Here is a 22,985-nt window from a genome sequence, read left to right as displayed (position 1 = left end):
GGCCGGCTGATGGCTCGGCGATACGACTGCAACGACGCGACCGACCGTACGACGGGTCTGCGCGAGGCCGCGTCCGCCGTCCGCCGCGGCGAACTGGTCGTGCTGCCCACCGACACCGTCTACGGGATCGGCGCGGACGCGTTCAGTTCGGAGGGCGTCGCCGACCTGCTGGCCGCCAAGGGCCGCGGGCGCAACATGCCCACGCCCGTGCTGATCGGCTCCCCGAACACGCTGCACGGCCTGGTCACCGACTTCTCCGAGCAGGCCTGGGAGCTCGTCGACGCCTTCTGGCCCGGCGCCCTGACGCTCGTCGCCAAGCACCAGCCCTCGCTCCAGTGGGACCTGGGCGACACCCGGGGCACGGTCGCGATCCGGATGCCGCTGCACCCGGTCGCCATCGAACTGCTCACGGAGGTCGGCCCGATGGCCGTCTCCAGCGCCAACCTCACCGGACACCCCTCGCCCGAGGACTGCGACGCCGCCCAGGAGATGCTCGGCGACTCCGTCTCCGTCTACCTCGACGGCGGGCCGACCCCGGGCATCGTGCCGTCCTCGATCGTCGACGTCACCGGCAAGGTGCCGGTCCTGCTGCGCGCCGGCGCGCTCTCCGCAGAGGAGCTGCGCAAGGTGGTACCCGACCTCGAGGTGGCCAATTGACCGCCCCCGAGGGGCGTGGCATAGCGGGGCGAACCGACACTTTCCGCATCCTCCACGTCAGCACCGGCAACGTCTGCCGCTCGCCGATCACCGAGCGGCTGACGCGCCATGCCCTGGTGGACCGCCTGGGCGACCCGCTCCAGGGCGGACTGATCGTGGAGAGCGCCGGCACCTGGGGGCACGAGGGCGCCCCGATGGAGGCCAACGCCGAGGTGGTCCTCGCCGACTTCGGCGCGGACGCCAGCGGGTTCGTCGGCCGTGAGCTGCTGGACGAGCACGTGATCCGCGCGGACCTGGTCCTCACCGCCACCCGCGACCACCGGGCCCAGGTGATCTCGATGGGCCACTCGGCCGGGCTGCGGACGTTCACGCTCAAGGAATTCACCCGGCTGGTCCGGGCCATAGACCCCGCGACGCTCCCCGACGCCCGGGACGAGGGCGTCGTCGAGCGCGCCCGCGCCCTGGTCCGGGCCGCCGCCGCGCTGCGCGGCTGGCTGCTGGCCCCGACCGCGGAGGCCGACGAGGTGTACGACCCGTACGGCGCCCCGATCACGTTCTTCCGCTCCATCGGCGACGAGATCAACCAGGCCCTGGACCCGGTCGTCACCGCGCTGACCGGCGTATCGGCCCCGCACTGACCCGTGCGGGGCCGGCGGCCCTGCACGCCGCGCTGAGGGCCTCCCGGGCGCGGCCCGGGATCAGTGTCCGGACGGGTGTACGGCGGTGCGCAACAGCAGGCAGCAGGCCCGTCGCGGGCCTACATTGGAGCTGACGCCACCCCTCCCCAGGCCCGGAGCCCCCGATGCCGGTCACCAGCGCTGCCGCACCCCTCGCCGTCACCGACCTGCCGCAGGACTTCGGCGCCCTAGTCCGGGAGGACCCGGAGATCGCCGACGTGCTGCTGGGGGAGCTGCGCCGGCAGTCCGGCACCCTCCAGCTGACGGCCGCCGAGAACTTCACCTCGCCCGCTGTCCTGGCCGCGCTCGGCTCACCGCTCGCCAACAAGTACGCCGAGGGATACCCCGGCCGCCGCCACCACGGCGGCTGCGAACTGGCGGACGCCGCCGAACGCATCGCGGTCCGCCGGGCCACCGCCCTCTTCGGCGCCGAGCACGCCAACGTCCAGCCGCACTCCGGCTCGTCCGCCGTCCTCGCGGCGTACGCGGCGCTGCTGCGGCCCGGTGACACGGTGCTCGCGATGGGGCTGCCGTACGGGGGACACCTCACCCATGGCTCGCCCGCCAACTTCTCCGGCCGCTGGTTCGAGTTCATCGGCTACGGGGTGGACTCCGAGAGCGGACTGATCGACTACGACCAGATCCGCGCGCTGGCCCGCGCGCACCGCCCCAAGGCGATCGTCAGCGGCTCCATCTCCTACCCCCGCCATCTCGACCACGCGCTGTTCCGGGAGATCTGCGACGAGGTGGGCGCCTGTCTCATCGCGGACGCCTCGCACCCGATGGGGCTGATCGCCGGGGGAGCGGCGCCGAGCCCGGTCCCGTACGCGGACGTGGTCTGCGCGACCACGCACAAGGTGCTGCGCGGTCCGCGCGGCGGCATGGTCCTGTGCGGCGCGGAGCTGGCGGAGCGGATCGACCGGGCGGTCTTCCCGTTCACCCAGGGCGGCGCCCAGATGCACACGGTGGCCGCGAAGGCGGTGGCGTTCGGTGAGGCGGCGGCCCCGGCGTTCGCCGCGTACGCACATCGTGTCGTCGCGCACGCCCGGGTGCTGGCCTCGGGTCTTCAGGCCGAGGGCTTCGAGGTGACCACCGGCGGCACGGACACGCATCTGATCGTCGCCGACCCGGCTCCGCTCGGCACCGACGGCCCCACGGCGCGGGCCCGGCTGGCGGCGGCGGGTGTGGTGCTGGACACCTGCGCCCTGCCGTACGCGGATGCCCGGGGCATCCGGCTCGGTACCGCGGCCGTCACCACCCAGGGCATGGACGACCGGGACATGGCACGGCTCGCGGTGCTGATCGGGGCGGCGGTGCGCGGGGAGGGCGACGTGCGGGCGGAGGTACGGGAACTGGCGGCGCGGTTTCCGCCGTACCCCGGGTGACATCGCCCCTTGTGTCCGCAATGGCGCCGTCCCGTGCAACCATCGCGGGGACCTCTGTGTCCTCAACCATGAGGCCGACGTAGTTAAGGTGTGGGCTGAGATGGCCGGCGACATTTGTGGGGCAGCCCGTGCGTGATTACTTGCTGACACTCTGTGTCACGGCCGCGGTGACCTATCTGCTCACCGGTCCGGTGCGCAAGTTCGCCATCGCGGTCGGGGCGATGCCCGCGATCCGTGCGCGGGACGTCCACCGCGAACCGACACCGAGGCTCGGTGGCATCGCCATGTTCGGCGGGCTGTGCGCGGGGCTCATCGTCGCCAACCACCTGGCCAACCTCGACGGGGTCTTCGAGCTCTCCAGCGAACCGCGCGCGCTGCTCTCCGGGGCGGCGCTGATCTGGCTGATCGGTGTGCTGGACGACAAGTTCGAGATCGACGCCCTGATCAAGCTCGGCGGCCAGATGATCGCCGCCGCCGTCATGGTCCTCCAGGGCCTGACGATCCTGTGGCTGCCGATCCCGGGCGTCGGCACGGTCGCGCTCACCCCGTGGCAGGGCACGCTGCTCACGGTCGCGCTGGTCGTCATCACCATCAACGCGGTCAACTTCGTCGACGGTCTGGACGGTCTGGCGGCCGGCATGGTGCTCATCGCCTCCGCCGCGTTCTTCCTCTACACCTACCGGCTCTGGTACGGGCACATGATCGAGGCGGCAGCCCCCGCGACGCTCTTCACGGCGATCCTGATGGGCATGTGCCTCGGCTTCCTGCCGCACAACATGCACCCGGCCCGGATCTTCATGGGGGACTCCGGCTCGATGCTGATCGGCCTCGTCCTGGCGGCGGGCGCGATCTCCGTGACCGGGCAGGTGGACCCGGACACCATGAAGATCTTCGAGGGCAGCGAGCGGCAGGCGACCCACGCGATGCTGCCCGTGTTCATCCCGCTGCTGCTGCCGCTGACCATCATCGCGATCCCGGCGGCCGACCTGGTGCTGGCGATCGTGCGGCGCACCTGGAACGGGCAGTCGCCGTTCGCGGCGGACCGCGGCCATCTGCACCACCGGCTGCTGGAGATCGGCCATTCGCACAGCCGGTCGGTGCTGATCATGTACTTCTGGTCGGCCCTGATCGCCTTCGGGGCGGTCGGGTACTCGGTGCACTCGGCCTCGATGTGGATCGTCCTGGTGATCGTGGGGCTGAGCGCGCTGGGGCTGATCCTGCTCCTGATGCCCCGCTTCACACCCCGCGCCCCGCACTGGGCGGAACACTTCGTGCCGCCCCGCTACCGCCGTCGCAGGCGCCGCGGCGGGGACGGCGGCACGGAGCCGGCCAGGGCCGCGGAGGACCAACAGGGGGCCCCGGACACCCAGATGGGGCGGGAGGGCCACGAGCCCGCCGCACAGGCCCCGATTGCCGCGGGAGTCTCGGGCGTCAACGGGGCGACCGCGATCGGCCCCCGTTCGCGTTTCGCGGACCGGCGCAAGGCCGGATCCACGCGCCGGTGAGGTTCGCCGCAGGTCTCGCTGCCGAGCCGTGCCGGACCACTGCCTCGGAATGACCCAATCGGATGCGTGCGGCCACTACCCAGGCGGTCTGCCAGATTCCGGATCCACCTCACCAGCGATCTTCGCTTTCACAAATATCAACTCTGGTGAAGGCCTCTTTGGTGCAAGAGCGGTTTCGGCCATGAGGCCGTTCCCCATGCTTTGCTACAGCCACCACATCCGGGTCTCCGCGTACTAGAAATGCCTACGCAAGGGGGACCCGGCCCGCCGCTGACCATGGCGGGCCGTCCCTGCTCACTCGTGATGGAGGTAGCAGGATGATGAAGTTCCGTGCGATCGCGATTGCGACGGTGGCTCTCGGGGGCTCGCTGGGCCTGATGGGGGCCGAGGCCGTTGCGGCTCCGTCGGCGGCGACCGTGTCGGTGCGGGAGGCCGGTGCGGCGGCCGCAGTGCCGAGCTGCGTCAAGGTGACCAAGACCCACCAGGACGAGGGGTACAAGGCGTACAAGGTCAAGAACAACTGCAGCGGCACCAAGCACCTCAAGGGCATCTTCAAGTACGGCTACGACACGAGCTGCCACGCGGTGAAGAAGGGCAAGACCGACCTGCTCTCCTCCACGCAGCCCTGGGTGGGTTACGACAAGGTCGTCACCTGCTGAGCGGGTCGGCCGTGACCGCTCTCTGAGCTGACGGCGCCCCTGGGCAAGGCACTTGGCGCCTGCCCGGGGGCGCTTCTCGTCGTTCCCGCGGCCGGCCGCGGCCCGGGCGGAGTCGGCGTGTAACTCGTGGGGGGCGCACACGCCTGCATGATGTTGACGGAGCGAGTGGACCCCGAACGGGGTGCGGTGGGAACCGATTTCGCGGCGGACATAATTGCCCATTACAGGGTAATTAGCGGCAACAGGCGCTCACGAGCGCAGGTTCACACTCACGTGTGACAGCAAGCACACTTTCCAGGTAAAGACCTCATCAAATAGTTTGTGATACCGTTCACGAACCCGGTGACAGAGCCGAAGGACCTGAGTAGCACGGTCCATTGGCCCGAAGGCATCGACTCGGACCGGGCCTACGCTCGTCCATGACGACACACTGCCCACCCCCAGCAAGCGGAGCTGCCGCCATGCCGTCCAACGACGTCCGGACTCTCCTCCAGGCCGCCGTGCCCACCGCTGTCGCCGGCGCCGTAGCCGCCGCGGTCAGCGGCGGTGTCGCCGGTGGCAAGGGAGCCCTGGGCGCGGTCGTTGCGACGATCGTGGTCATCCTCTTCATGGGCATCGGACTGGCGGTCCTGCAACGGACCGCCAAATCCCTGCCGCACCTGTTCCAGGCCATGGGACTGATGCTGTACACGGCTCAGTTGCTTCTGCTCTTCATCTTTGTCGCCGCATTCAAGAACACCACGATGTTCAATCCGAAGGCCTTCGCGATCACTCTGGTCGTGACGACCCTCGTGTGGATCGGCGCGCAGGCGCGTGCGCACATGAAGGCCAAGATCCTTTACGTCGAGCCCGAGTCGGAGTCCGACAAGGGTGAGAGGCCCAGGAACACAGGGCCCCGGTCGTGAAGGGTAGGGGCGGGATAAGTGCGGGTCCGGGACCCTGCTATCGTCCGGTTCCAACTGCGGCACTGCGGGCGCGTGCATGTGAGCTGACGCCTGCTCGATCGCGAGGCTCACATGCCTGACCGCCGCTCACACATCCGAAACACCAGTCCAGTGCCGAACCGCGGCTGCGCGCCGCGCCGACACAACGAGGTTGCCGTACCTATGCGCCACGCTGAAGGAGCCCGCGGTGAGTGCTGACCCGACACAGGTGCTCGCCTTCGAGACCGATTGCCACATCTTCGACGGTTGTGGTTTCCCGGCACCCGGCCTGCACTCGTTCCTGTTCGAGCCCCTCTGGGGCGACGCGGACAGCAACCTGTACTTCAACAAGCCGATGCTGCTGGCCCTGCTCGGCTCGATCGTCATCGTCGGTTTCTTCTGGGCCGCCTTCCGCAAGCCGAAGGTCGTCCCGGGCAAGCTGCAGATGGTCGCCGAGACCGGATACGACTTCATCCGCCGCGGCATCGTCTACGAGACGATCGGCAAGCGCGAGGGCGAGAAGTACGTTCCGCTCGTCGTCTCGCTGTTCTTCTTCGTCTGGATGATGAACCTCTGGTCGATCATCCCGGTCGCCCAGTTCCCCGTGACGGCGATCATCGCGTACCCCGCGGTGCTCGCGATCATCGTCTACGTCTTGTGGGTCAGCCTGACCTTCAAGCGCCATGGCTTCGTCGGTGCTCTCAAGAACATCACCGGATACGACAAGTCACTCGGTCCGGTGCTTCCGCTGGCCATGCTCATCGAGTTCTTCTCGAACCTGCTGGTCCGGCCCTTTACTCACGCGGTGCGACTCTTCGCGAACATGTTTGCGGGACACACGCTCCTGCTGCTGTTCACCATCGCCAGCTGGTACCTGCTCAACGGCATCGGTTTCGCGTACGCGGGCGTCTCCTTCGTGATGACCATCGTGATGACGGCCTTCGAGCTGTTCATCCAGGCGCTGCAGGCGTACGTCTTCGTACTGCTGACCTGCACCTACATCCAGGGCGCGCTCGCCAAGCACCACTGAGCACCCGCACCCGTCCCACAGTCGTCCGGTGGCCAACCCCCACCGGTCCGTGAAAGAGAAGGAAGAACTGGCATGTCCCAGACCCTTGCTGCCGTCACCGGCTCCCTCGGCTCCATCGGTTACGGCCTCGCCGCCATCGGCCCCGGCGTCGGCGTCGGCATCATCTTCGGTAACGGCACCCAGGCTCTCGCCCGTCAGCCCGAGGCCGCGGGCCTGATCCGCGCCAACCAGATCCTCGGCTTCGCCTTCTGTGAGGCGCTCGCCCTCATCGGTCTGGTCATGCCGTTCGTCTACGGCAAGTAGAGATCTTCGGATCCCGACCAGCCCCCTAGACGAAAGGCACTGACGTGAGCCAGCTGCTTACGGTCGCGGCCGAGGAGATGGAAAATCCCCTCATCCCGCCGATTCCCGAGCTCGTCATCGGCCTCATCGCCTTCCTCATCGTCTTCGGCTTCCTCGCCAAGAAGCTCCTCCCGAACATCAACAAGGTTCTGGAAGAGCGCCGCGAGGCCATCGAAGGCGGTATCGAAAAGGCCGATGCGGCCCAGACCGAGGCCCAGAGCGTTCTTGAGCAGTACAAGGCTCAGCTCGCCGAGGCCCGCCACGAAGCCGCTCGTATGCGCCAGGAGGCGCAGGAGCAGGGCGCCGTGATCCTGCAGGAGATGCGCGCCGAGGGCCAGCGCCAGCGCGACGAGATCGTCGCCGCCGGTCACGCCCAGATCGAGGCCGACCGCAAGGCCGCCGCTTCCGCACTGCGCCAGGACGTGGGCAAGCTCGCCACCGACCTGGCCGGCAAGCTCGTCGGCGAGTCCCTCGAGGACCACGCCCGGCAGAGCGGCACCGTCGACCGCTTCCTCGACGAGCTCGAGGCGAAGGCCGAGGCAGTCCGATGAACAGCGCGAGCCGCGAGGCACTGGCTGCCGCACGCGAGCGCCTCGACGCACTGACCGACAGCACGTCGGTCGATGCGGCGAAGCTCGCCGAGGACCTGGCCGGCGTCACGGCGCTGCTGCACCGCGAGGTGTCGCTGCGCCGGGTCCTGACCGACCCGGCGCAGCCCGGCGAGGCCAGGGCCGAGCTGGCCGGACGGCTGCTGAGCGGCCAGGTGGGCGGCGAAGCCGTCGATCTGGTCTCCGGCATGGTCCGCTCGCGCTGGTCGCAGTCCCGTGACCTGGTCGACTCGGTCGAGGAGCTGGCGAACACCGCAGACCTCACCGCCGCCCAGCAGAACGGTGACCTCGACGACGTGGAGGACGAGCTGTTCCGGTTCGGCCGGATCGTCGCCTCGGACACCGCCCTGCGCGCCGCGCTCACCAGCCGGACCGCCACCTCCGCCGCCAAGGGCGAGCTGCTGCGCAGCCTGCTCGGCGGAAAGGCCCGGCCCACCACCGAGCGCGTCGTCGTGCGGCTTGTCACCCAGCCCCGGGGACGTAGCCTGGAAGCGGGACTCGAATCCCTGTCCAAGCTCGCCGCGGAGCGCCGGGACCGCTCGGTCGCGATCGTCACCTCGGCCGTGCCGCTCAGTGACCGGCAGAAGCAGCGCCTCGGTGCCGCTCTGGCGAAGATCTACGGCCGGCAGATGCATCTGAATCTCGATGTGGACCCCGAGGTCCTCGGCGGGATCGCGGTGCGGGTCGGTGACGAGGTCATCAACGGCACCATCGCGGAGCGCCTCGACGAGGCGACCCGTCGCATGGCCGGCTGACCGGCGCGGCGTACCAACAGAACAGAGCAAGACCAGCGGCCCGGTTGGGCCGTGCAGAAATTGCAGAAGATTCCTGGGGGTCGGCCCCCAGACCCCCTTAAGAAACTTCGGGCCCAACAAGGAGAGCAGGGAACCCAGATGGCGGAGCTCACGATCCGGCCGGAGGAGATCCGGGACGCGCTGGAGAACTTTGTCCAGTCGTACAAGCCGGACGCGGCCTCGCGCGAGGAGGTCGGTACGGTCAGCGTTGCCGGCGACGGCATCGCGAAGGTGGAGGGCCTGCCCTCCGCCATGGCGAACGAGCTGCTGAAGTTCGAGGACGGCACCCTCGGTCTCGCCCTCAACCTCGAGGAGCGCGAGATCGGTGCGATCGTCCTCGGCGAGTTCAGCGGAATCGAGGAGGGCCAGCCGGTGCAGCGCACCGGTGAGGTGCTCTCCGTCGGCGTCGGCGAGGGCTACCTCGGCCGCGTCGTCGACCCGCTCGGCAACCCGATCGACGGTCTCGGCGAGATCGCGACCGACAGCCGCCGCGCCCTCGAGCTGCAGGCCCCTGGCGTCATGGTCCGCAAGTCGGTGCACGAGCCGATGCAGACCGGCTACAAGGCCGTAGACGCCATGGTGCCCATCGGCCGCGGCCAGCGTCAGCTGATCATCGGCGACCGTCAGACGGGTAAGACCGCGCTGGCCGTCGACACGATCATCAACCAGCGCGACAACTGGCGCTCGGGCGACGTGAACAAGCAGGTGCGCTGCATCTACGTCGCCATCGGTCAGAAGGGCTCCACCATCGCCTCCGTGCGCGGTGCCCTCGAAGAGGCCGGCGCGCTCGAGTACACGACCATCGTCGCCGCCCCGGCGTCCGACCCGGCCGGCTTCAAGTACCTGGCGCCGTACACCGGTTCGGCCATCGGCCAGCACTGGATGTACGCGGGCAAGCACGTCCTCATCATCTTCGACGACCTCTCGAAGCAGGCCGACGCCTACCGCGCCGTGTCGCTTCTGCTGCGCCGTCCGCCGGGCCGCGAGGCCTACCCGGGCGACGTCTTCTACCTCCACTCGCGTCTGCTGGAGCGCTGCGCCAAGCTCTCCGACGACATGGGTGCCGGTTCGATGACGGGCCTCCCGATCGTGGAGACCAAGGCGAACGACGTGTCGGCCTTCATCCCGACCAACGTCATCTCCATCACCGACGGCCAGTGCTTCCTGGAGTCCGACCTGTTCAACGCCGGCCAGCGTCCGGCCCTGAACGTCGGTATCTCGGTCTCGCGTGTCGGTGGCTCCGCCCAGCACAAGGCCATGAAGCAGGTCTCCGGCCGGCTTCGCGTGGACCTCGCCCAGTACCGCGAGCTGGAGGCGTTCGCCGCCTTCGGTTCCGACCTGGACGCCGCCTCGAAGGCCTCGCTGGAGCGCGGTAAGCGCATGGTCGAGCTGCTGAAGCAGGGCCAGTACCAGCCGATGCCCGTCGAGGAGCAGGTCGTCTCCGTCTGGGCCGGCACCACCGGCAAGATGGACGACGTCCCGGTCGAGGACATCCGCCGCTTCGAGAACGAGCTGCTGGAGTACCTGCGCCGCGAGCGCAAGGACCTCCTGACCAGCATCGCCGAGGGCGGCAAGATGTCCGACGACACGCTGCAGTCGATCGCCGACGCGATCGCCGCCTTCAAGCAGCAGTTCGAGACCTCGGACGGCAAGCTCCTGGGCGAGGGCTGATCGATGGGCGCTCAGCTTCGCGTTTACAAGCGCCGCATCCGCTCCGTCACCGCCACGAAGAAGATCACCAAGGCGATGGAGATGATCGCCGCCTCGCGCATCGTCAAGGCGCAGCGCCAGGTGGCGGCGTCGACGCCGTACGCGACCGAGCTCACCCGTGCGGTGACCGCGGTGGCGACCGGCTCCACCACCAAGCACCCGCTGACCACCGAGGCCGAGACCCCGGTCCGGGCCGCGATCCTGCTCGTCACGAGCGACCGCGGTCTGGCCGGCGGTTACTCCTCCAACGCCATCAAGGCCGCGGAGAAGCTGACCGAGCGCCTGCACGGTGAGGGCAAGGAGGTCGTCACGTATGTGATCGGCCGCAAGGGTGTCGCCTACTACGGCTTCCGCGAGCGCAAGGTCGCGGAGTCGTGGACCGGCTTCACCGACAGCCCGACGTACGCGGATGCCAAGCGGGCGGCTGCTCCGCTGATCGAGGCGGTCACCCAGGAGACCGCCGAGGGCGGCGTCGACGAGCTGCACATCGTCTTCACGGAATTCGTGTCGATGATGACGCAGAACCCGGTCGACGACCGGATGCTGCCGCTCAGTCTCGGTGCCACGGAGCAGGAGGACGGCAAGGGCGAGATCCTGCCGCTCTTCGACTTCGAGCCGTCGGCGGAGGACGTCCTCGACGCCCTGCTTCCGCGGTACGTCGAGAGCCGTATCTACAACGCCCTGCTGCAGGCCGCCGCTTCCGAGCACGCTGCCCGCCGCCGCGCGATGAAGTCGGCCACCGACAACGCCGGTGAGCTCATCAAGACGCTCTCCCGGCTTGCCAACGCGGCCCGCCAGGCCGAAATCACCCAGGAAATCAGCGAGATCGTCGGTGGTGCCAGTGCGCTGGCCGACGCGACCGCGGGGAGTGACAAGTAATGACGACCACAGTTGAGACGGCCGTTGCCACGGGCCGCGTCGCCCGGGTCATCGGCCCGGTCGTCGACGTGGAGTTCCCCGTCGACGCGATGCCGGAGATCTACAACGCGCTGACCGTCGAGGTGGCCGACCCGGCCGAGGACGGCAAGCTCAAGAAGCTGACGCTCGAGGTCGCCCAGCACCTCGGTGACGGCGTGATCCGCGCGATCTCGATGCAGCCCACCGACGGTCTGGTCCGCCAGGCCCCGGTGACGGACACGGGCAACGGCATCACCGTGCCGGTCGGCGAGATCACCAAGGGCAAGGTGTTCAACACCCTCGGTGAGATCCTGAACAAGCCCGAGGCCGAGGCCGAGGTCACCGAGCGCTGGCCGATCCACCGCAAGGCGCCCAGCTTCGACCAGCTCGAGTCCAAGACCGAGATGTTCGAGACCGGCGTCAAGGTCATCGACCTGCTCACCCCGTACGTCAAGGGTGGAAAGATCGGTCTGTTCGGTGGTGCCGGTGTCGGCAAGACCGTGCTGATCCAGGAAATGATCTACCGCGTCGCCAACAACCACGACGGTGTGTCGGTGTTCGCGGGCGTCGGTGAGCGTACCCGTGAGGGCAACGACCTCATCGAGGAGATGGCCGAGTCCGGCGTCATCGACAAGACGGCGCTTGTCTTCGGACAGATGGACGAGCCGCCGGGGACGCGTCTGCGCGTCGCCCTGGCCGGTCTGACCATGGCGGAGTACTTCCGCGATGTGCAGAAGCAGGACGTGCTCTTCTTCATCGACAACATCTTCCGGTACACCCAGGCCGGCTCCGAGGTGTCCACCCTGCTCGGCCGTATGCCGTCCGCGGTGGGTTACCAGCCGAACCTGGCCGACGAGATGGGTCTCCTCCAGGAGCGCATCACGTCGACCCGCGGTCACTCGATCACCTCGATGCAGGCGATCTACGTCCCCGCGGACGACCTGACCGACCCGGCGCCGGCCACCACCTTCGCCCACCTCGACGCGACGACGGTGCTCTCCCGTCCGATCTCCGAGAAGGGCATCTACCCGGCCGTGGACCCGCTGGACTCGACGTCCCGCATCCTCGACCCGCGGTACATCGCGGCGGACCACTACGAGGCCGCCATGCGTGTCAAGGGGATCCTGCAGAAGTACAAGGACCTCCAGGACATCATCGCGATCCTCGGTATCGACGAGCTGGGCGAGGAGGACAAGCTCGTTGTCCACCGTGCCCGTCGTGTCGAGCGCTTCCTGTCGCAGAACACCCACGTCGCCAAGCAGTTCACCGGCGTGGACGGTTCGGACGTGCCGCTCGACGAGTCGATCGCCGCGTTCAACGCGATCTGCGACGGGGAGTACGACCACTTCCCCGAGCAGGCGTTCTTCATGTGCGGTGGCATCGAGGACCTCAAGGCCAACGCCAAGGAGCTCGGCGTCTCCTGAGCCCCCGGCTCACCGAGGGGGGGCGGGTGCGTCCCGTCCCCCTCACCACGCCCCGTAGAATTGACCCAACACCCGGCATGACCGCCGGGTGGTGACCCGAGGAGCCACCCTTGGCTGCTGAGCTGCACGTCGAGCTGGTCGCCGCGGACCGCAGTGTCTGGTCCGGCGAGGCCACCCTGGTCGTCGCGCGCACCACGTCCGGCGACATCGGCGTCATGCCCGGTCACCAGCCGCTTCTGGGTGTGCTGGAATCGGGCCCGGTGACGATCCGTACGAGCGACGGCGGGACCGTCGTCGCCGCGGTGCACGGCGGTTTCATCTCGTTCGCCGACGACAAGCTCTCGCTCCTGGCGGAGATTGCCGAGCTGGCGGACGAGATCGATGTCCAGCGCGCCGAGCGTGCGCTGGAACGTGCGAAGTCGGACACGGACGCCGCTTCCGAGCGGCGCGCCGAAGTGCGACTGCGTGCGGTGGCGGCACACTAGCCACCCCGCGAAACGGCTTTACCCTCAGCCGCGGCCCGAGCTGGAGACCTCTCCAGACCGTGTCGCGGCTGAGGCGATGCAGATGCAGGTGAAGTTCGGGCGGTATCCGTTTACTCGACGACGCGAGGAGGTCGGTGGAGATGTTCCTCGCGCTGTGGGTGGGCGGGCTGGTCGTCGCACTGGTCGCGGTGGGTCTCTTCGTCTTCGGTCTGCGCCGGCGGCTGATTCAGCGCTCCGGCGGGACCTTCGACTGCAGCCTGCGCTGGAATGTTCCGGCGGAGCCCGATCTCTCGGGCAAGGGCTGGGTGTACGGCGTCGCCCGGTACAGCGGCGACAAGGTGAACTGGTTCCGGGTCTTCAGCTACTCCCCGCGTCCGCGCCGGGTGCTGGAGCGCTCCGCGATCGAGGTCGTCGCCCGCCGGATGCCGGAGGGCGAGGAGGAGCTGGCCCTGCTCTCCGACGCCATTGTGCTCGGCTGTCTCCACCGGGAGACCCGCCTGGAGCTGGCGATGAGCGAGGACGCCCTCACCGGATTCCTCGCCTGGCTGGAGGCGGCACCGCCCGGCCAGCGCGTCAACGTGGCGTAGCGGCCGGCGCACATCGGCCGTACACGGACGAAAACCGGGGAGACAGGGGGCGGACCTGTCTCCCCGGTGCTTTTCGGGGGTTACACGCGATGCGGTGCGGTGGGGATTACTTCAGACCGTTGCTGATCGCGCCCACGAGTTCACCGTTGCTGGTGTCCCCGCTGAACTCCCAGAAGAACGCGCCTCCCAGACCCTGGTTCCTCGCCCAGGTCATCTTGGAGCCGATGGTGGCGGGGGTGTCGTAGCTCCACCAGTTGGTGCCGCAGTGCGCGTACGCCGTGCCGGCGATGGTGCCGGTGGCCGGGCAGCTGGTCTTGAGGACCTTGTAGTCCTCGATACCCGCCTCGTACGTACCGGGAGCGGCGCCGGTGGCGGTGCCGCCGGGCGCGTCCTGGGTGACGCCGGTCCAGCCGCGGCCGTAGAAGCCGATGCCGAGCAGCAGCTTCGACGCGGGGACGCCCTGGGCCTTCAGCTTGGCGATGGCGTCCGCCGAGTTGAAGCCGGCCTGCGGGATGCCGCTGTACGAGGTCAGCGGGGAGTGCGGGGCCGTCGGACCCTTGGCCTCCCAGGCGCCGAAGAAGTCGTACGTCATCACGTTGTACCAGTTCAGGGACTGTGCGGCGCCCGCGTAGTCGGCCAGGTCGATCTTGCCGCCGGCCGAACCGTCGGCCGTGATGGCGGCGGTCACCAGGTTGTTGCTGCCGAACTTCGCCCGCAGCGCGGAGGTGATGTTCTTCAGCGCGGCGGGGCCGCTGGTGTCACAGGTCAGACCGCAGGCGTTGGGGTACTCCCAGTCGATGTCGATGCCGTCGAAGACATCGGCCCAGCGGGGGTCCTCGACCAGGTCGTAGCAGGACTGGGCGAAGGCGGCGGGGTTCTGCGCGGCCTGGCCGAAGCCGCCGGACCAGGTCCAGCCGCCGAAGGACCACAGAACCTTGATGTGCGGGTACTTCGCCTTGAGCTTGCGCAGCTGATTGAAGCTGCCGCGCAGCGGCTGGTCCCAGGTGTCGGCGACGCCGTCGACGGACTTGTCGGCGGTGTAGGCCATGTCGTAGTCGGCGTAGGAGTCACCGATGGTGCACTTGCCGCCCTGGACGTTGCCGAAGGCGTAGTTGATGTGCGTGATCTTCGCGGCCGAACCGGAGGTGTCCAGGTTCTTGACGTGGTAGTTGCGGCCGTAGACGCCCCAGTCGGTGAAGTACCCGAGGTTGACCTTGTCGCCGCCCGGGCCGCCGGGGTCGGTGCCCCCGCCGCCGGTGGTGTGGACCTTGACCGCGCCACTGACCGGGCCGGTCTGGTCGGCGGTGTCACGGGCCTGCACGGTGTACGAGTAGTCGGTGCCCGCGGTGAGGCCGGTGTTGGTGTACGTGAGGCCGGTGACCGTGGCGACGACCGCGCCGTCCCGCAGGACGTCGTAGTTCTTGATGCCGTGGTCGTCGGTGGCCGCGGTCCAGCTCAGCTTCGCGGAGGTGTCCGTGATCGCGCTCGCGGTCGGGGTGCCCGGCGCGGAGGGGGCGTTGTCCCCGGGGACACTGCCGCCGTCACAGGAGGCGCCGTTCAGCTTGCAGCCGGAGGGGGCGCCGGAGCCGGTGCCGTTGAAGCCGAAGGACACGCTGGCGCCCGGGGCGACCGTGCCGTTCCAGCCGAGGTTCTTGGCGGTCCAGTGGGTGCCGGAGCTGGTGACGCTCGCGTCCCAGGCGGAGCCGACGGCGGTGCCGGCCGGGAAGTCCCACTCGATGGTCCAGGAGCTGAGGGAGGTGGTGCCGGTGTTCTTCACCGTCCACTGGCCCTCGAAGCCGGTGCCCCAGTCGGACTTCTTGAGGTACGTGGCGGTTGCCGAGGTCGCTGCTTCGGCCGGGGAGGCCATGCCGACCATCGCGGCGAGCGGAAGGAGCAGTGCGGTGAGGCCCGCGACGGCTCTGGATCTGGTGGCTTTCCCGGCCCCGAATCTGAATCGGGTCCGGCGGGGGGTCTCAGTGCTCAACGGTGCTCCTCGGGTGAGGTCCGGACAAACGGGGGTGGTCCGTGGACTGCAAACCCTGCGCCGCCCTGAGTCCGCCATTGTCATGGCGGGCTCACCGCAGTGTGTCCGGTGAGATTAGGAAGGTCTGGACCAATCGTCAAGAGGTCCAGACCAAAGATCGGAGCGCGGTGCGGTTAAACCTCAGACCCCCAACTCCTGCGCCAGCACCGCAGCCTGGACCCGGCTGCGCAGATCCAGCTTCCCCAGCAACCGGCTGACGTGCGTCTTCACCGTCGCCTCCGCCATCTCCAGCCGCACCGCGATCTCCGCGTTGGACAGCCCCTCGCCCAGGCACCCGAGCACCTCGCGCTCACGCCTGGTGAGCGCCTCCAGGGCCTCCAGCGCCGCCGCGTCGGGGGACGGGGACTGCCGTACGGGTCCCGACCCGGCGAACTCCGCGATCAGCCGGCGTGTCACCTGCGGCGCGATCAGCCCCTCGCCGCGCGCCACCGTGCGCACCGCGTCGAGCAGTCCGCGCGCCTCGGTGTCCTTCAGCAGGAAGCCCGACGCCCCGGCCCGCAGCGCGCCGAACACATAGGCGTCCAGATCGAAGGTCGTCAGCACCAGTACGTCCGCCAGCCGGTCCGCGACCACCTGCCGGGTGGCCGACACCCCGTCCAGACGCGGCATCTGAATGTCCATCAGCACCACGTCCGGACGCAGTTCGCGCGCGAGGCGTACGGCCTCCTCGCCGTCACCGGCCTCCCCGACGACCTCGATGTCCGGCGCGCTGCCCAGGATGAGCACCAGCCCCGCCCGTACCGCCGCCTGGTCCTCGGCGACCAGCACCCGGATCGTCATGGCCTCATCTCTCCTTCGTCCACGGGCAGTTCCGCCCGCACCCGCCAGATCCTCGTCCCGTCCCCGGTGGTGGGGACAGGACCCGCCTCGAACTCCCCGCCGAGCAGCGCCACCCGCTCCCGCATGCCGACCAGCCCCGCCCCCGAACCCGGCGCGCGCGGCCCGGCGCGCTCCCCGAGGACGCTGCTCACCTCCACCGCGAGCCGCCGCCCGGCGGGCCCGAGCCGCACCGTCACCGGGCCGGGCGCCGCGTGCTTGAGCGCGTTGGTGAGCGACTCCTGCACGATGCGGTACGCGGCCAGCTCGACCGGCGCCGGCAGCTCCGGGTCCCCACTCCGGGTGTCCTCCAGCGTGCAGGTCAGCCCGCTGGACTCGGCGTTGGTGCGGTGCTGCTCGATCAGGGCGTCCAGCGAGGCGAGGGTCGGTGCGCCGACCGGCTCCGGATCGGTGGACCCGGCGCGCAGCAGCCCGATCAGACGGCGCATTTCGGCCAGACCGTCGACGCTGTTCTCGCGGATCACCCCGAGGGCGTCGCGGGAGGTCCCCGGGTCGTCGATGGAGAGCGCCGCGGTGGAGTGGATGGCGATGGCGGAGAGGTGGTTGGCGACCAGGTCGTGCAGTTCGCGCGCCATCCGGGCCCGCTCGGCGGTCACCGCCTGGGTGCGGTCCATCCCGGCGAGCAGAGCGGTCTGGTCGGCGCGCAGCCGGGCGGTGTCGGCGGCGTCGCGGTGGTTGCGCACGCTGACCCCGGTGAGGGCGGGCACGAACGCGACGAGGGCGGTGACGATGCCGATGAGCAGGGCCTCGGGGCTGCGGAACCAGGCCAGGGAGCCGATGGTGACGGCGACCGTGATCAGGAAGGTGACCACCGGGATGCGGCGGGCGGCCGCCGGGGTTCCGTACAGCACGGCCGCGTACATGAGGTCGGTGTACATCACCACCGTCGCCAGGTTGCCGTGTGTGCACTGGTCCCCGATCAGCGCGACCGTGCCGATGGTCAGCGCGGTGCGCGGCGAGGTCCTGCGCAGCAGTTCCAGGGCCGACATCACGACGAGGGGGAGGAGGGCGAGGCGGGTGTCGTCGAGGACGTAACCGGTCCGCATGAAGAGCCCGAGCAGCCACAGGACCAGGCCGCCGAGCAGTCCGGAGACCGCGATGAGGACATCGTCGCGGTGGGGGCGGGACGGGGAGAACACCAGCACCCGTCCATCCAACACGTCCGGCCCGCCACCGCACCTCCGCTCGGTGGGTGATCCGCCACTACATCGAAGGATGCAGTCGGCTTTCGTCACCGGGGCCGATGATCCGCGGCGGTGCGGACGGGAGCCTGGAGGGGAGCGAAAGGAAACGGACCGTGATCGTCACACTGATCGTTCTCTGCGAGATCGCCTTCTGGGTGCTGCTCGCCGCGGGTCTCGCGCTGCGCTACGTGGCGCGCAGGCCCCGGCTGGGCCTGGCCGTACTGCTCTGCGAGCCGGTGCTGGAGCTGGTCCTGCTGGTGGTGACGGCCGTCGACCTGAAGAACGGTGCCGCGCCGGACTGGAAGCACGGGCTCGCCGCGGTGTACATCGGCTTCACGGTGGGACTGGGCCACTCCACGGTCAAGTGGGTCGACGCCCGGGTCGCCCATCGCTTCGCGGGCGGCCCGCCGCCGGTGAGGCCCCCGAAGTACGGGACGGCGCGGGCCGTGCACGAGTGGCGGGTCGCCGGCCGGTGGACCGTGGCCGCGGTGACGGCGCTGGCGCTGCTCCAGGCGGCGGTCTGGTACGTGGGCGGCGACGGGGACGTGGCGTCGCTGCGGTCGTGGCAGCAGACGATGCTGTTCGTGATCGGGATCAATCTGGTGATCGCGGCGAGCTATACGGTGTTTCCGAAGCGGGGCCCTCGGCGGGAGCGGGAGCGGGACACGACGGGGGTGTCGGGCCCGCCCGGGTGAGGGATGTCCTCGGTCGCCGGACGGGCTTGAACGTCTACCGTTCGCCGCCCGGGACCCACAGGACGTCGCCGACCTCCTTGTTGGCCACCCGGGCCAGGATGAAGAGCAGGTCGGAGAGGCGGTTGAGGTAGGTCGCCGTCAGGGCGTTCATCGCCTCGCCGTGCACCTCCAGCGCCGCCCAGGTGGAGCGCTCCGCCCGCCGCACGACCGTGCACGCCTGGTGCAGCAGCGCGGCGCCGGGGGTGCCGCCGGGCAGGATGAAGCTGCGGAGCTTCTCCACCTGCTCCAGGAAGTGGTCGCAGTCCGCCTCCAGCTTGTCGACGTAGGACTGCTCGACGCGCAGCGGCGGGTACTTCGGGTCCTCGACGACCGGGGTGGACAGGTCCGCGCCCACGTCGAACAGGTCGTTCTGTACGCGGACGAGGACCTTCACGATGTCCTCGGAGAGCTGCCCGAGCGCGATCGCCGTACCGATGACCGCGTTGGCCTCGTTGGCGTCCGCGTACGCGGAGATCCGCAGATCGGTCTTGGCGGTCCGGCTCATGTCGCCGAGGGCGGTGGTGCCCGTGTCGCCGGTGCGGGTGTAGATGCGCGTCAGATTGACCATGCGGCCAGCCTAGTTAGGCACCGGCCTTCTTGAAGACGCGTGTGCCCACTGTCACGGCGAGGGCCGCGAAGCCGAGCGAGACCAGGACCCCGTACAGCATGTGTGCGGTGGTGTACGCGCCCACGAACGCGTCCCGGACCGCGTCCACCAGGTAGCGGAACGGCGTGAAGTGCGACAGCACGTCCAGCCAGCCGGGGCCCAGGGTCATCGGCAGCATCAGGCCCGACAGGAGCATCGACGGCATGGTGAGCGAGTTGATCACCGGCCCGAACTCCTGCGGGGTGGTGACCCGCATGGCCAGCGCGTACGAGAGCGAGGCCAGCGAGACGGTCAGCAGGCCCACGAACACGAAGCCGATGAGCACACCGGGCAGCGGCGCCCGCAGCCCCATGAGTACGGCGGCGAGCACCAGCAGCACCGCCTGGAACATGAACAGCAGCGTGTCGCGCAGCACCCGCCCCAGCAGCAGCGCCGCCCGGCTGACCGGGGTGACCCGCATCCGCTCGACGACCCCGGTCGACTTGTCGATGATCAGGGCGAACCCGGTGAAGGAGGCGCCGAACAGCCCGAGCTGGAGCAGCAGTCCCGGCACCAGGATCTGCCAGGAGTCGCCCTCCCGGCCGAGCGGGAGACCGGTGAGCAGCGGGCCGAAGAAGAGCAGGTAGAGCAGCGGCATGAGGATGCCGAAGAGGATCTGGAACTTCGAGCGCAGGGTCTGCCGGGCGTACCGCCCGAAGACGAGCGCGGTGTCGTGGAGAAGCATCGGACTCGATTCCTAGACGGCGACGGGCGCGGTGTCGGCGGGGGCGGGGGAGCGGCCGGTGAGGGCCAGGAAGGCGTCCTGGAGCGAGGCGTCCGGCGAGCCCGCGTACCGGGTCTTCAGCGCGGCCGGGGTGCCCTCCGCCGCCACCAGGCCGTCGTCGACCACCACCAGCCGGTCGGCGAGCGCGTCCGCCTCGTCGAGGTAGTGGGTGGTGAGCACGACGGTCGTGCCCGACGCGTCGCGCAGCCGGCGCACCAGCTCCCAGAGGTCGGCGCGGCTGCCCGGGTCGAGGCCGGTCGTCGGCTCGTCGAGGAAGAGCACGGCCGGGCGGTGGGTGAGCCCCATCGCGATGTCGAGCCGCCGCCGCTGGCCCCCGGAGAGTGTGACGGTCTTCCGGTCGAGCAGGCCGGACAGGCCGAGGTCGGTGGCCAGCTCCCCGGCCCTGGCCACCGCGGCGGCCTTGCCGAGTCGGTACAGCCGGCCCTGGGTGACCAGCTCCTCCCGCACGGTGATGTGCGGGTCGACCCCGCCCGACTGGGCGACGTACCCGCACTTCTCCCGTACGCCCGCCGGGTCGGCGGCCAGGTCGCAGCCGGCCACGGTGGCCGCGCCGCCGGTGGGGGCGAGCAGCGTGGTGAGCATGCGCAGGGTGGTGGTCTTGCCCGCCCCGTTGGGGCCGAGCAGGCCGACGATCTCGCCGGCCGCCACCGTCATGTCGATGGAGCGCACGGCCTCCACCGGTCCTGCCTTGGTCGCGAAGGTCCGGGCGAGCCCGGACGTACTGATGATTGGCATAGCGACCACAAAAACAGAGTCACTGAAAAATTGCAATGACACCAAAGATTCAGAGGCCCCAGTGGAGCCCTAGGATGGGCGCATGGCTGAGGGACTCAGGGAGCGCAAGAAGCGGCAGACCAGGCAGCACCTCTCGGACGTGGCCACCGGTCTCTTCCTGGAGCGGGGCTTCGACGCGGTCACGATCGCCGAGATCGCCCAGGCCGCCGACGTCTCGGCGAACACGGTCTACAACTACTTCCCGACCAAGGAGGACCTCTTCCTCGACCGCAGCCGAGGCATCGTCGACCGCCTCTCGCGGTACGTCCGGGGCCGCGACAAGGGGGAGTCGGCGGCCGAGGCCGTCCTGCGGGAGCTGCGCATCCAGGTGGAGGGCGTCTCGCCCACCGTCGGCCTGATCGAGGGGTACGAGCGCTTCATGCGCGTCATCGAGGGCGCCGACGGCCTCAAGGCCCGCCTCTGGCACGTCCAGCAGGAGGCGCTCCTGCATCTGGAGGCGACCCTCCTGGAGGAGTCCGACGCCGCCCCGGGCGACGCCGCCCCGGTCCTGGTCGCCGGCCAGCTCTCCTGGGTGCACAGCACGCTCATGGCGTACATCGGCCGCGAGATGGTCGCGGGCCGCAAGGCCGCCGAAGTGTCCCGGGACGCCCTCGTCCTGCTCGACGACATCGAGGACCTGCTGGGCGAAAAGGTGCTCAACTACGCCCGGCGCGCCGCCGAATGACGCATCTCGGTGTGATGTCCGTCATTTGAGACGTGACGCGCATCTCTTCACCGCCCCAGCGCCCCTCACGGGTACTAACCTCCGCCGGAGAGCATCGTCAGAACCGTTGAGAAGACATAGGGGTGCCAACGTGGCCAGGAAGCTCGCCGTCATCGGAGCCGGACTCATGGGGTCCGGCATCGCGCAGGTCTCCGCCCAGGCGGGCTGGGACGTCGTGCTGCGCGATGTCACCGACGAGGCGCTGACCCGTGGCCGTGACGGCATCAAGGCCTCCTACGACAAGTTCGTCTCCAAGGGCAGGCTCGACGCGGCCGACGCCGGGTCCGCGCTCGCCCGGATCACCACGACCACCGATCTGGACGCCGTCGCCGACGCCGACATCGTCGTCGAGGCCGTCTTCGAGAAGCTGGAGGTGAAGCACGAGATCTTCCGGACCCTCGACAAGATCGTCCGGGACGACACCGTGCTCGCCTCCAACACCTCCGCCATCCCGATCACCAAGATCGCGGCCGTGACGGAGCGCCCCGAGCGTGTCGTCGGGGTGCACTTCTTCTCGCCGGTCCCGATGATGCAGCTCGTCGAACTCGTCCGCGGCTACAAGACCAGCGACGAAACCCTCGCCACCGCGCGGGAGTTCGCCGAGTCGGTCGGCAAGACCTGCATCGTCGTCAACCGTGACGTGGCCGGCTTCGTCACCACCCGGCTGATCTCGGCGCTCGTCGTCGAGGCCGCCAAGCTGTACGAGTCGGGTGTCGCGTCGGCCGAGGACATCGACATCGCCTGCAAGCTGGGTTTCGGCCACGCCATGGGCCCGCTCGCCACCGCGGACCTGACGGGCGTCGACATCCTGCTGCACGCCACGGGAAACATCTACACCGAGTCGCAGGACGAGAAGTTCGCCGCTCCCGAGCTGATGCGCCGGATGGTCGACGCAGGTGACATCGGGCGCAAGAGCGGGCAGGGCTTCTACACCTACTGATCGTTTTCGGTCCCGGTCCGTCTGATCTGCCGTCAATCAGGGCCCGGGGCCCGGGAGGCCGCCTCCCGGAAACCAGTGGATCCGCGAGGGTCCACGGCGGGCCCGGGTCACTCCACGGAGTGAATTCGGTATCGGTTCGCTTGCAGACGGCAACTTCCCTGTCGTTGCCGCAGTCAGTTGGGGCAGAGACAGTTTCAGACAGACGGACCGTGCCACGGAGCATTCCAGGGGAGCGCATATGCACATCAGGGGCGACCACGCCGAGCTGGTCGTCGGGGGCCGCCTCGACGTCCGAAGCGCGGCGGACGCCCGTACGGTCCTGCACTCGGCCCTCGACGACGGCGTCGGTGATCTGGTGCTCGACCTGACCGAGCTGGATTCGTGGGACGCCACCGGTCTCGGCGTCATCATGGGCGCGCACCGCCGGGCCGGCCGCGCCGGCCGGCGGCTGGTGCTGCGCGGGGTGCCTCCGCAGATGCAACGCCTTCTGGTGGCCACCCGGCTGCACCGCATCCTGGCCATCGAGGGCGGCATCGCCGCGGACTCGCTGCCACGCGTCTGAGCGCGGCGGGCGACGCGGGCCCCGCGGGACCGCACGGCCGAAGGCACACAATCCTCACGAGACCGTGATCTGTGGGGCGGCGCGCCACCCCGGATGTTCGTAGATACTGTGC

The 22,985-nt window shown here is 69.5% G+C and carries 25 protein-coding genes; 19 read left to right on the top strand and 6 right to left on the bottom strand.

All coding sequences use genetic code 11. The features are described 5' to 3' along the window. Nucleotides 1–9: 9 nt before the first annotated feature. The 15 genes from RLT58_RS11040 (at nucleotide 10) to RLT58_RS10970 (ending at nucleotide 13,683) form a co-directional block, all read left to right on the top strand. The gene (locus RLT58_RS11040) at nucleotides 10–657 is read left to right on the top strand and encodes an L-threonylcarbamoyladenylate synthase (protein WP_311310221.1); all 648 of its coding nucleotides are present in this window, start codon (nucleotides 10–12) and stop codon (nucleotides 655–657) included. Then, nucleotides 654–1,295, top strand: a complete 642-nt coding sequence (locus RLT58_RS11035; protein ID WP_311310220.1) for an arsenate reductase/protein-tyrosine-phosphatase family protein — start codon at nucleotides 654–656, stop codon at nucleotides 1,293–1,295. The genes RLT58_RS11040 and RLT58_RS11035 overlap by 4 nt, the downstream gene beginning before the upstream one ends. 164 nt (nucleotides 1,296–1,459) lie before the next feature. Beyond that, nucleotides 1,460–2,719, top strand: a complete 1,260-nt coding sequence (glyA, locus tag RLT58_RS11030; RefSeq protein ID WP_311310219.1) for a serine hydroxymethyltransferase — start codon at nucleotides 1,460–1,462, stop codon at nucleotides 2,717–2,719. 116 nt (nucleotides 2,720–2,835) lie between these two features. Beyond that, the gene (locus RLT58_RS11025; protein WP_311310218.1) at nucleotides 2,836–4,224 is read left to right on the top strand and encodes an MraY family glycosyltransferase; all 1,389 of its coding nucleotides are present in this window, start codon (nucleotides 2,836–2,838) and stop codon (nucleotides 4,222–4,224) included. 317 nt (nucleotides 4,225–4,541) lie between these two features. Beyond that, nucleotides 4,542–4,883 (top strand): alpha-amylase inhibitor, encoded by a 342-nt coding sequence (locus RLT58_RS11020; RefSeq protein WP_311310217.1) that lies wholly within the window; start codon nucleotides 4,542–4,544, stop codon nucleotides 4,881–4,883. Between the two features lie 461 nt (nucleotides 4,884–5,344). Beyond that, the gene (locus RLT58_RS11015) at nucleotides 5,345–5,788 is read left to right on the top strand and encodes a Cg1360 family ATP-synthase-associated protein (protein ID WP_311310216.1); all 444 of its coding nucleotides are present in this window, start codon (nucleotides 5,345–5,347) and stop codon (nucleotides 5,786–5,788) included. A gap of 211 nt (nucleotides 5,789–5,999) precedes the next feature. Continuing rightward, complete coding sequence (gene atpB, locus RLT58_RS11010; RefSeq protein ID WP_311314479.1) at nucleotides 6,000–6,836, top strand: F0F1 ATP synthase subunit A; 837 nt, start codon at nucleotides 6,000–6,002, stop codon at nucleotides 6,834–6,836. 72 nt (nucleotides 6,837–6,908) lie between these two features. Continuing rightward, complete coding sequence (atpE, locus tag RLT58_RS11005) at nucleotides 6,909–7,139, top strand: ATP synthase F0 subunit C (RefSeq protein ID WP_030784624.1); 231 nt, start codon at nucleotides 6,909–6,911, stop codon at nucleotides 7,137–7,139. A gap of 44 nt (nucleotides 7,140–7,183) precedes the next feature. After that, nucleotides 7,184–7,729, top strand: coding sequence for a F0F1 ATP synthase subunit B (locus RLT58_RS11000; RefSeq protein WP_311310215.1), 546 nt, complete (start codon nucleotides 7,184–7,186; stop codon nucleotides 7,727–7,729). Continuing rightward, nucleotides 7,726–8,541, top strand: a complete 816-nt coding sequence (locus RLT58_RS10995; RefSeq protein ID WP_311310214.1) for a F0F1 ATP synthase subunit delta — start codon at nucleotides 7,726–7,728, stop codon at nucleotides 8,539–8,541. The genes RLT58_RS11000 and RLT58_RS10995 overlap by 4 nt, the downstream gene beginning before the upstream one ends. A gap of 138 nt (nucleotides 8,542–8,679) precedes the next feature. Next, the gene (gene atpA / locus RLT58_RS10990) at nucleotides 8,680–10,251 is read left to right on the top strand and encodes a F0F1 ATP synthase subunit alpha (RefSeq protein WP_311310213.1); all 1,572 of its coding nucleotides are present in this window, start codon (nucleotides 8,680–8,682) and stop codon (nucleotides 10,249–10,251) included. A gap of 3 nt (nucleotides 10,252–10,254) precedes the next feature. After that, the gene (locus tag RLT58_RS10985) at nucleotides 10,255–11,169 is read left to right on the top strand and encodes a F0F1 ATP synthase subunit gamma (RefSeq protein WP_311310212.1); all 915 of its coding nucleotides are present in this window, start codon (nucleotides 10,255–10,257) and stop codon (nucleotides 11,167–11,169) included. Continuing rightward, nucleotides 11,169–12,611: a F0F1 ATP synthase subunit beta gene (gene atpD, locus RLT58_RS10980; RefSeq protein WP_311310211.1), complete on the top strand. Its 1,443-nt coding sequence runs from the start codon at nucleotides 11,169–11,171 to the stop codon at nucleotides 12,609–12,611. The genes RLT58_RS10985 and atpD overlap by 1 nt, the downstream gene beginning before the upstream one ends. 110 nt (nucleotides 12,612–12,721) lie before the next feature. Beyond that, on the top strand, nucleotides 12,722–13,096 hold the full coding sequence (locus RLT58_RS10975; RefSeq protein ID WP_018521150.1) for a F0F1 ATP synthase subunit epsilon: 375 nt from the start codon (nucleotides 12,722–12,724) through the stop codon (nucleotides 13,094–13,096). Nucleotides 13,097–13,236: 140 nt separating this feature from the next. After that, the gene (locus tag RLT58_RS10970; protein WP_311314478.1) at nucleotides 13,237–13,683 is read left to right on the top strand and encodes a DUF2550 domain-containing protein; all 447 of its coding nucleotides are present in this window, start codon (nucleotides 13,237–13,239) and stop codon (nucleotides 13,681–13,683) included. Between the two features lie 106 nt (nucleotides 13,684–13,789). Here the strand turns inward: RLT58_RS10970 and RLT58_RS10965 are convergent, their stop codons facing one another. The 3 genes from RLT58_RS10965 to RLT58_RS10955 all read right to left on the bottom strand — a co-directional run bounded on the left by RLT58_RS10965 (nucleotide 13,790) and on the right by RLT58_RS10955 (nucleotide 17,703). Next, nucleotides 13,790–15,667 carry a glycosyl hydrolase family 18 protein gene (locus RLT58_RS10965; RefSeq protein WP_311310210.1) on the bottom strand — a complete coding sequence of 626 codons (1,878 nt, stop codon included), beginning with the start codon at nucleotides 15,665–15,667 and terminating at the stop codon, nucleotides 13,790–13,792. A gap of 180 nt (nucleotides 15,668–15,847) precedes the next feature. Further along, nucleotides 15,848–16,507, bottom strand: a complete 660-nt coding sequence (locus tag RLT58_RS10960) for a response regulator (RefSeq protein ID WP_311310209.1) — start codon at nucleotides 16,505–16,507, stop codon at nucleotides 15,848–15,850. Next, nucleotides 16,504–17,703 carry a sensor histidine kinase gene (locus tag RLT58_RS10955; protein WP_311314477.1) on the bottom strand — a complete coding sequence of 400 codons (1,200 nt, stop codon included), beginning with the start codon at nucleotides 17,701–17,703 and terminating at the stop codon, nucleotides 16,504–16,506. The genes RLT58_RS10960 and RLT58_RS10955 overlap by 4 nt, the downstream gene beginning before the upstream one ends. 158 nt (nucleotides 17,704–17,861) lie before the next feature. Between RLT58_RS10955 and RLT58_RS10950 the strand changes: the two genes are divergently transcribed. Further along, a complete protein-coding gene (locus RLT58_RS10950) occupies nucleotides 17,862–18,443 on the top strand; it encodes a hypothetical protein (RefSeq protein ID WP_311310208.1) in 582 nt (193 codons plus the stop codon). A 34-nt stretch (nucleotides 18,444–18,477) separates the two neighbouring features. Here the strand turns inward: RLT58_RS10950 and RLT58_RS10945 are convergent, their stop codons facing one another. The 3 genes from RLT58_RS10945 to RLT58_RS10935 are packed head-to-tail and all read right to left on the bottom strand — an operon-like array spanning nucleotide 18,478 to nucleotide 20,608. Beyond that, the gene (locus RLT58_RS10945) at nucleotides 18,478–19,050 is read right to left on the bottom strand and encodes a cob(I)yrinic acid a,c-diamide adenosyltransferase (protein ID WP_311310207.1); all 573 of its coding nucleotides are present in this window, start codon (nucleotides 19,048–19,050) and stop codon (nucleotides 18,478–18,480) included. A gap of 13 nt (nucleotides 19,051–19,063) precedes the next feature. After that, complete coding sequence (locus tag RLT58_RS10940) at nucleotides 19,064–19,813, bottom strand: ABC transporter permease (RefSeq protein WP_311310206.1); 750 nt, start codon at nucleotides 19,811–19,813, stop codon at nucleotides 19,064–19,066. A gap of 12 nt (nucleotides 19,814–19,825) precedes the next feature. Next, nucleotides 19,826–20,608, bottom strand: coding sequence for an ABC transporter ATP-binding protein (locus tag RLT58_RS10935; RefSeq protein WP_311310205.1), 783 nt, complete (start codon nucleotides 20,606–20,608; stop codon nucleotides 19,826–19,828). Between the two features lie 82 nt (nucleotides 20,609–20,690). Here RLT58_RS10935 and RLT58_RS10930 point away from each other — a divergent pair, with 82 nt between their 5' ends. The 3 genes from RLT58_RS10930 (at nucleotide 20,691) to RLT58_RS10920 (ending at nucleotide 22,873) form a co-directional block, all read left to right on the top strand. Beyond that, nucleotides 20,691–21,332 (top strand): TetR/AcrR family transcriptional regulator, encoded by a 642-nt coding sequence (locus RLT58_RS10930; RefSeq protein ID WP_311310204.1) that lies wholly within the window; start codon nucleotides 20,691–20,693, stop codon nucleotides 21,330–21,332. Nucleotides 21,333–21,462: 130 nt separating this feature from the next. After that, entirely contained in the window at nucleotides 21,463–22,311 is an 849-nt protein-coding gene (locus RLT58_RS10925; protein WP_311310203.1) for a 3-hydroxyacyl-CoA dehydrogenase family protein, read from the top strand. Nucleotides 22,312–22,549: 238 nt separating this feature from the next. Further along, a complete protein-coding gene (locus RLT58_RS10920; protein WP_250967584.1) occupies nucleotides 22,550–22,873 on the top strand; it encodes an STAS domain-containing protein in 324 nt (107 codons plus the stop codon). Nucleotides 22,874–22,985 lie beyond the last annotated feature (112 nt).

Source organism: Streptomyces sp. ITFR-16, assembly GCF_031844705.1.
GTDB lineage: Bacteria > Actinomycetota > Actinomycetes > Streptomycetales > Streptomycetaceae > Streptomyces.
The sequence above is the reverse complement of the archived record's forward strand: the minus strand, read 5'-3'. Positions and strand labels throughout refer to the sequence as shown.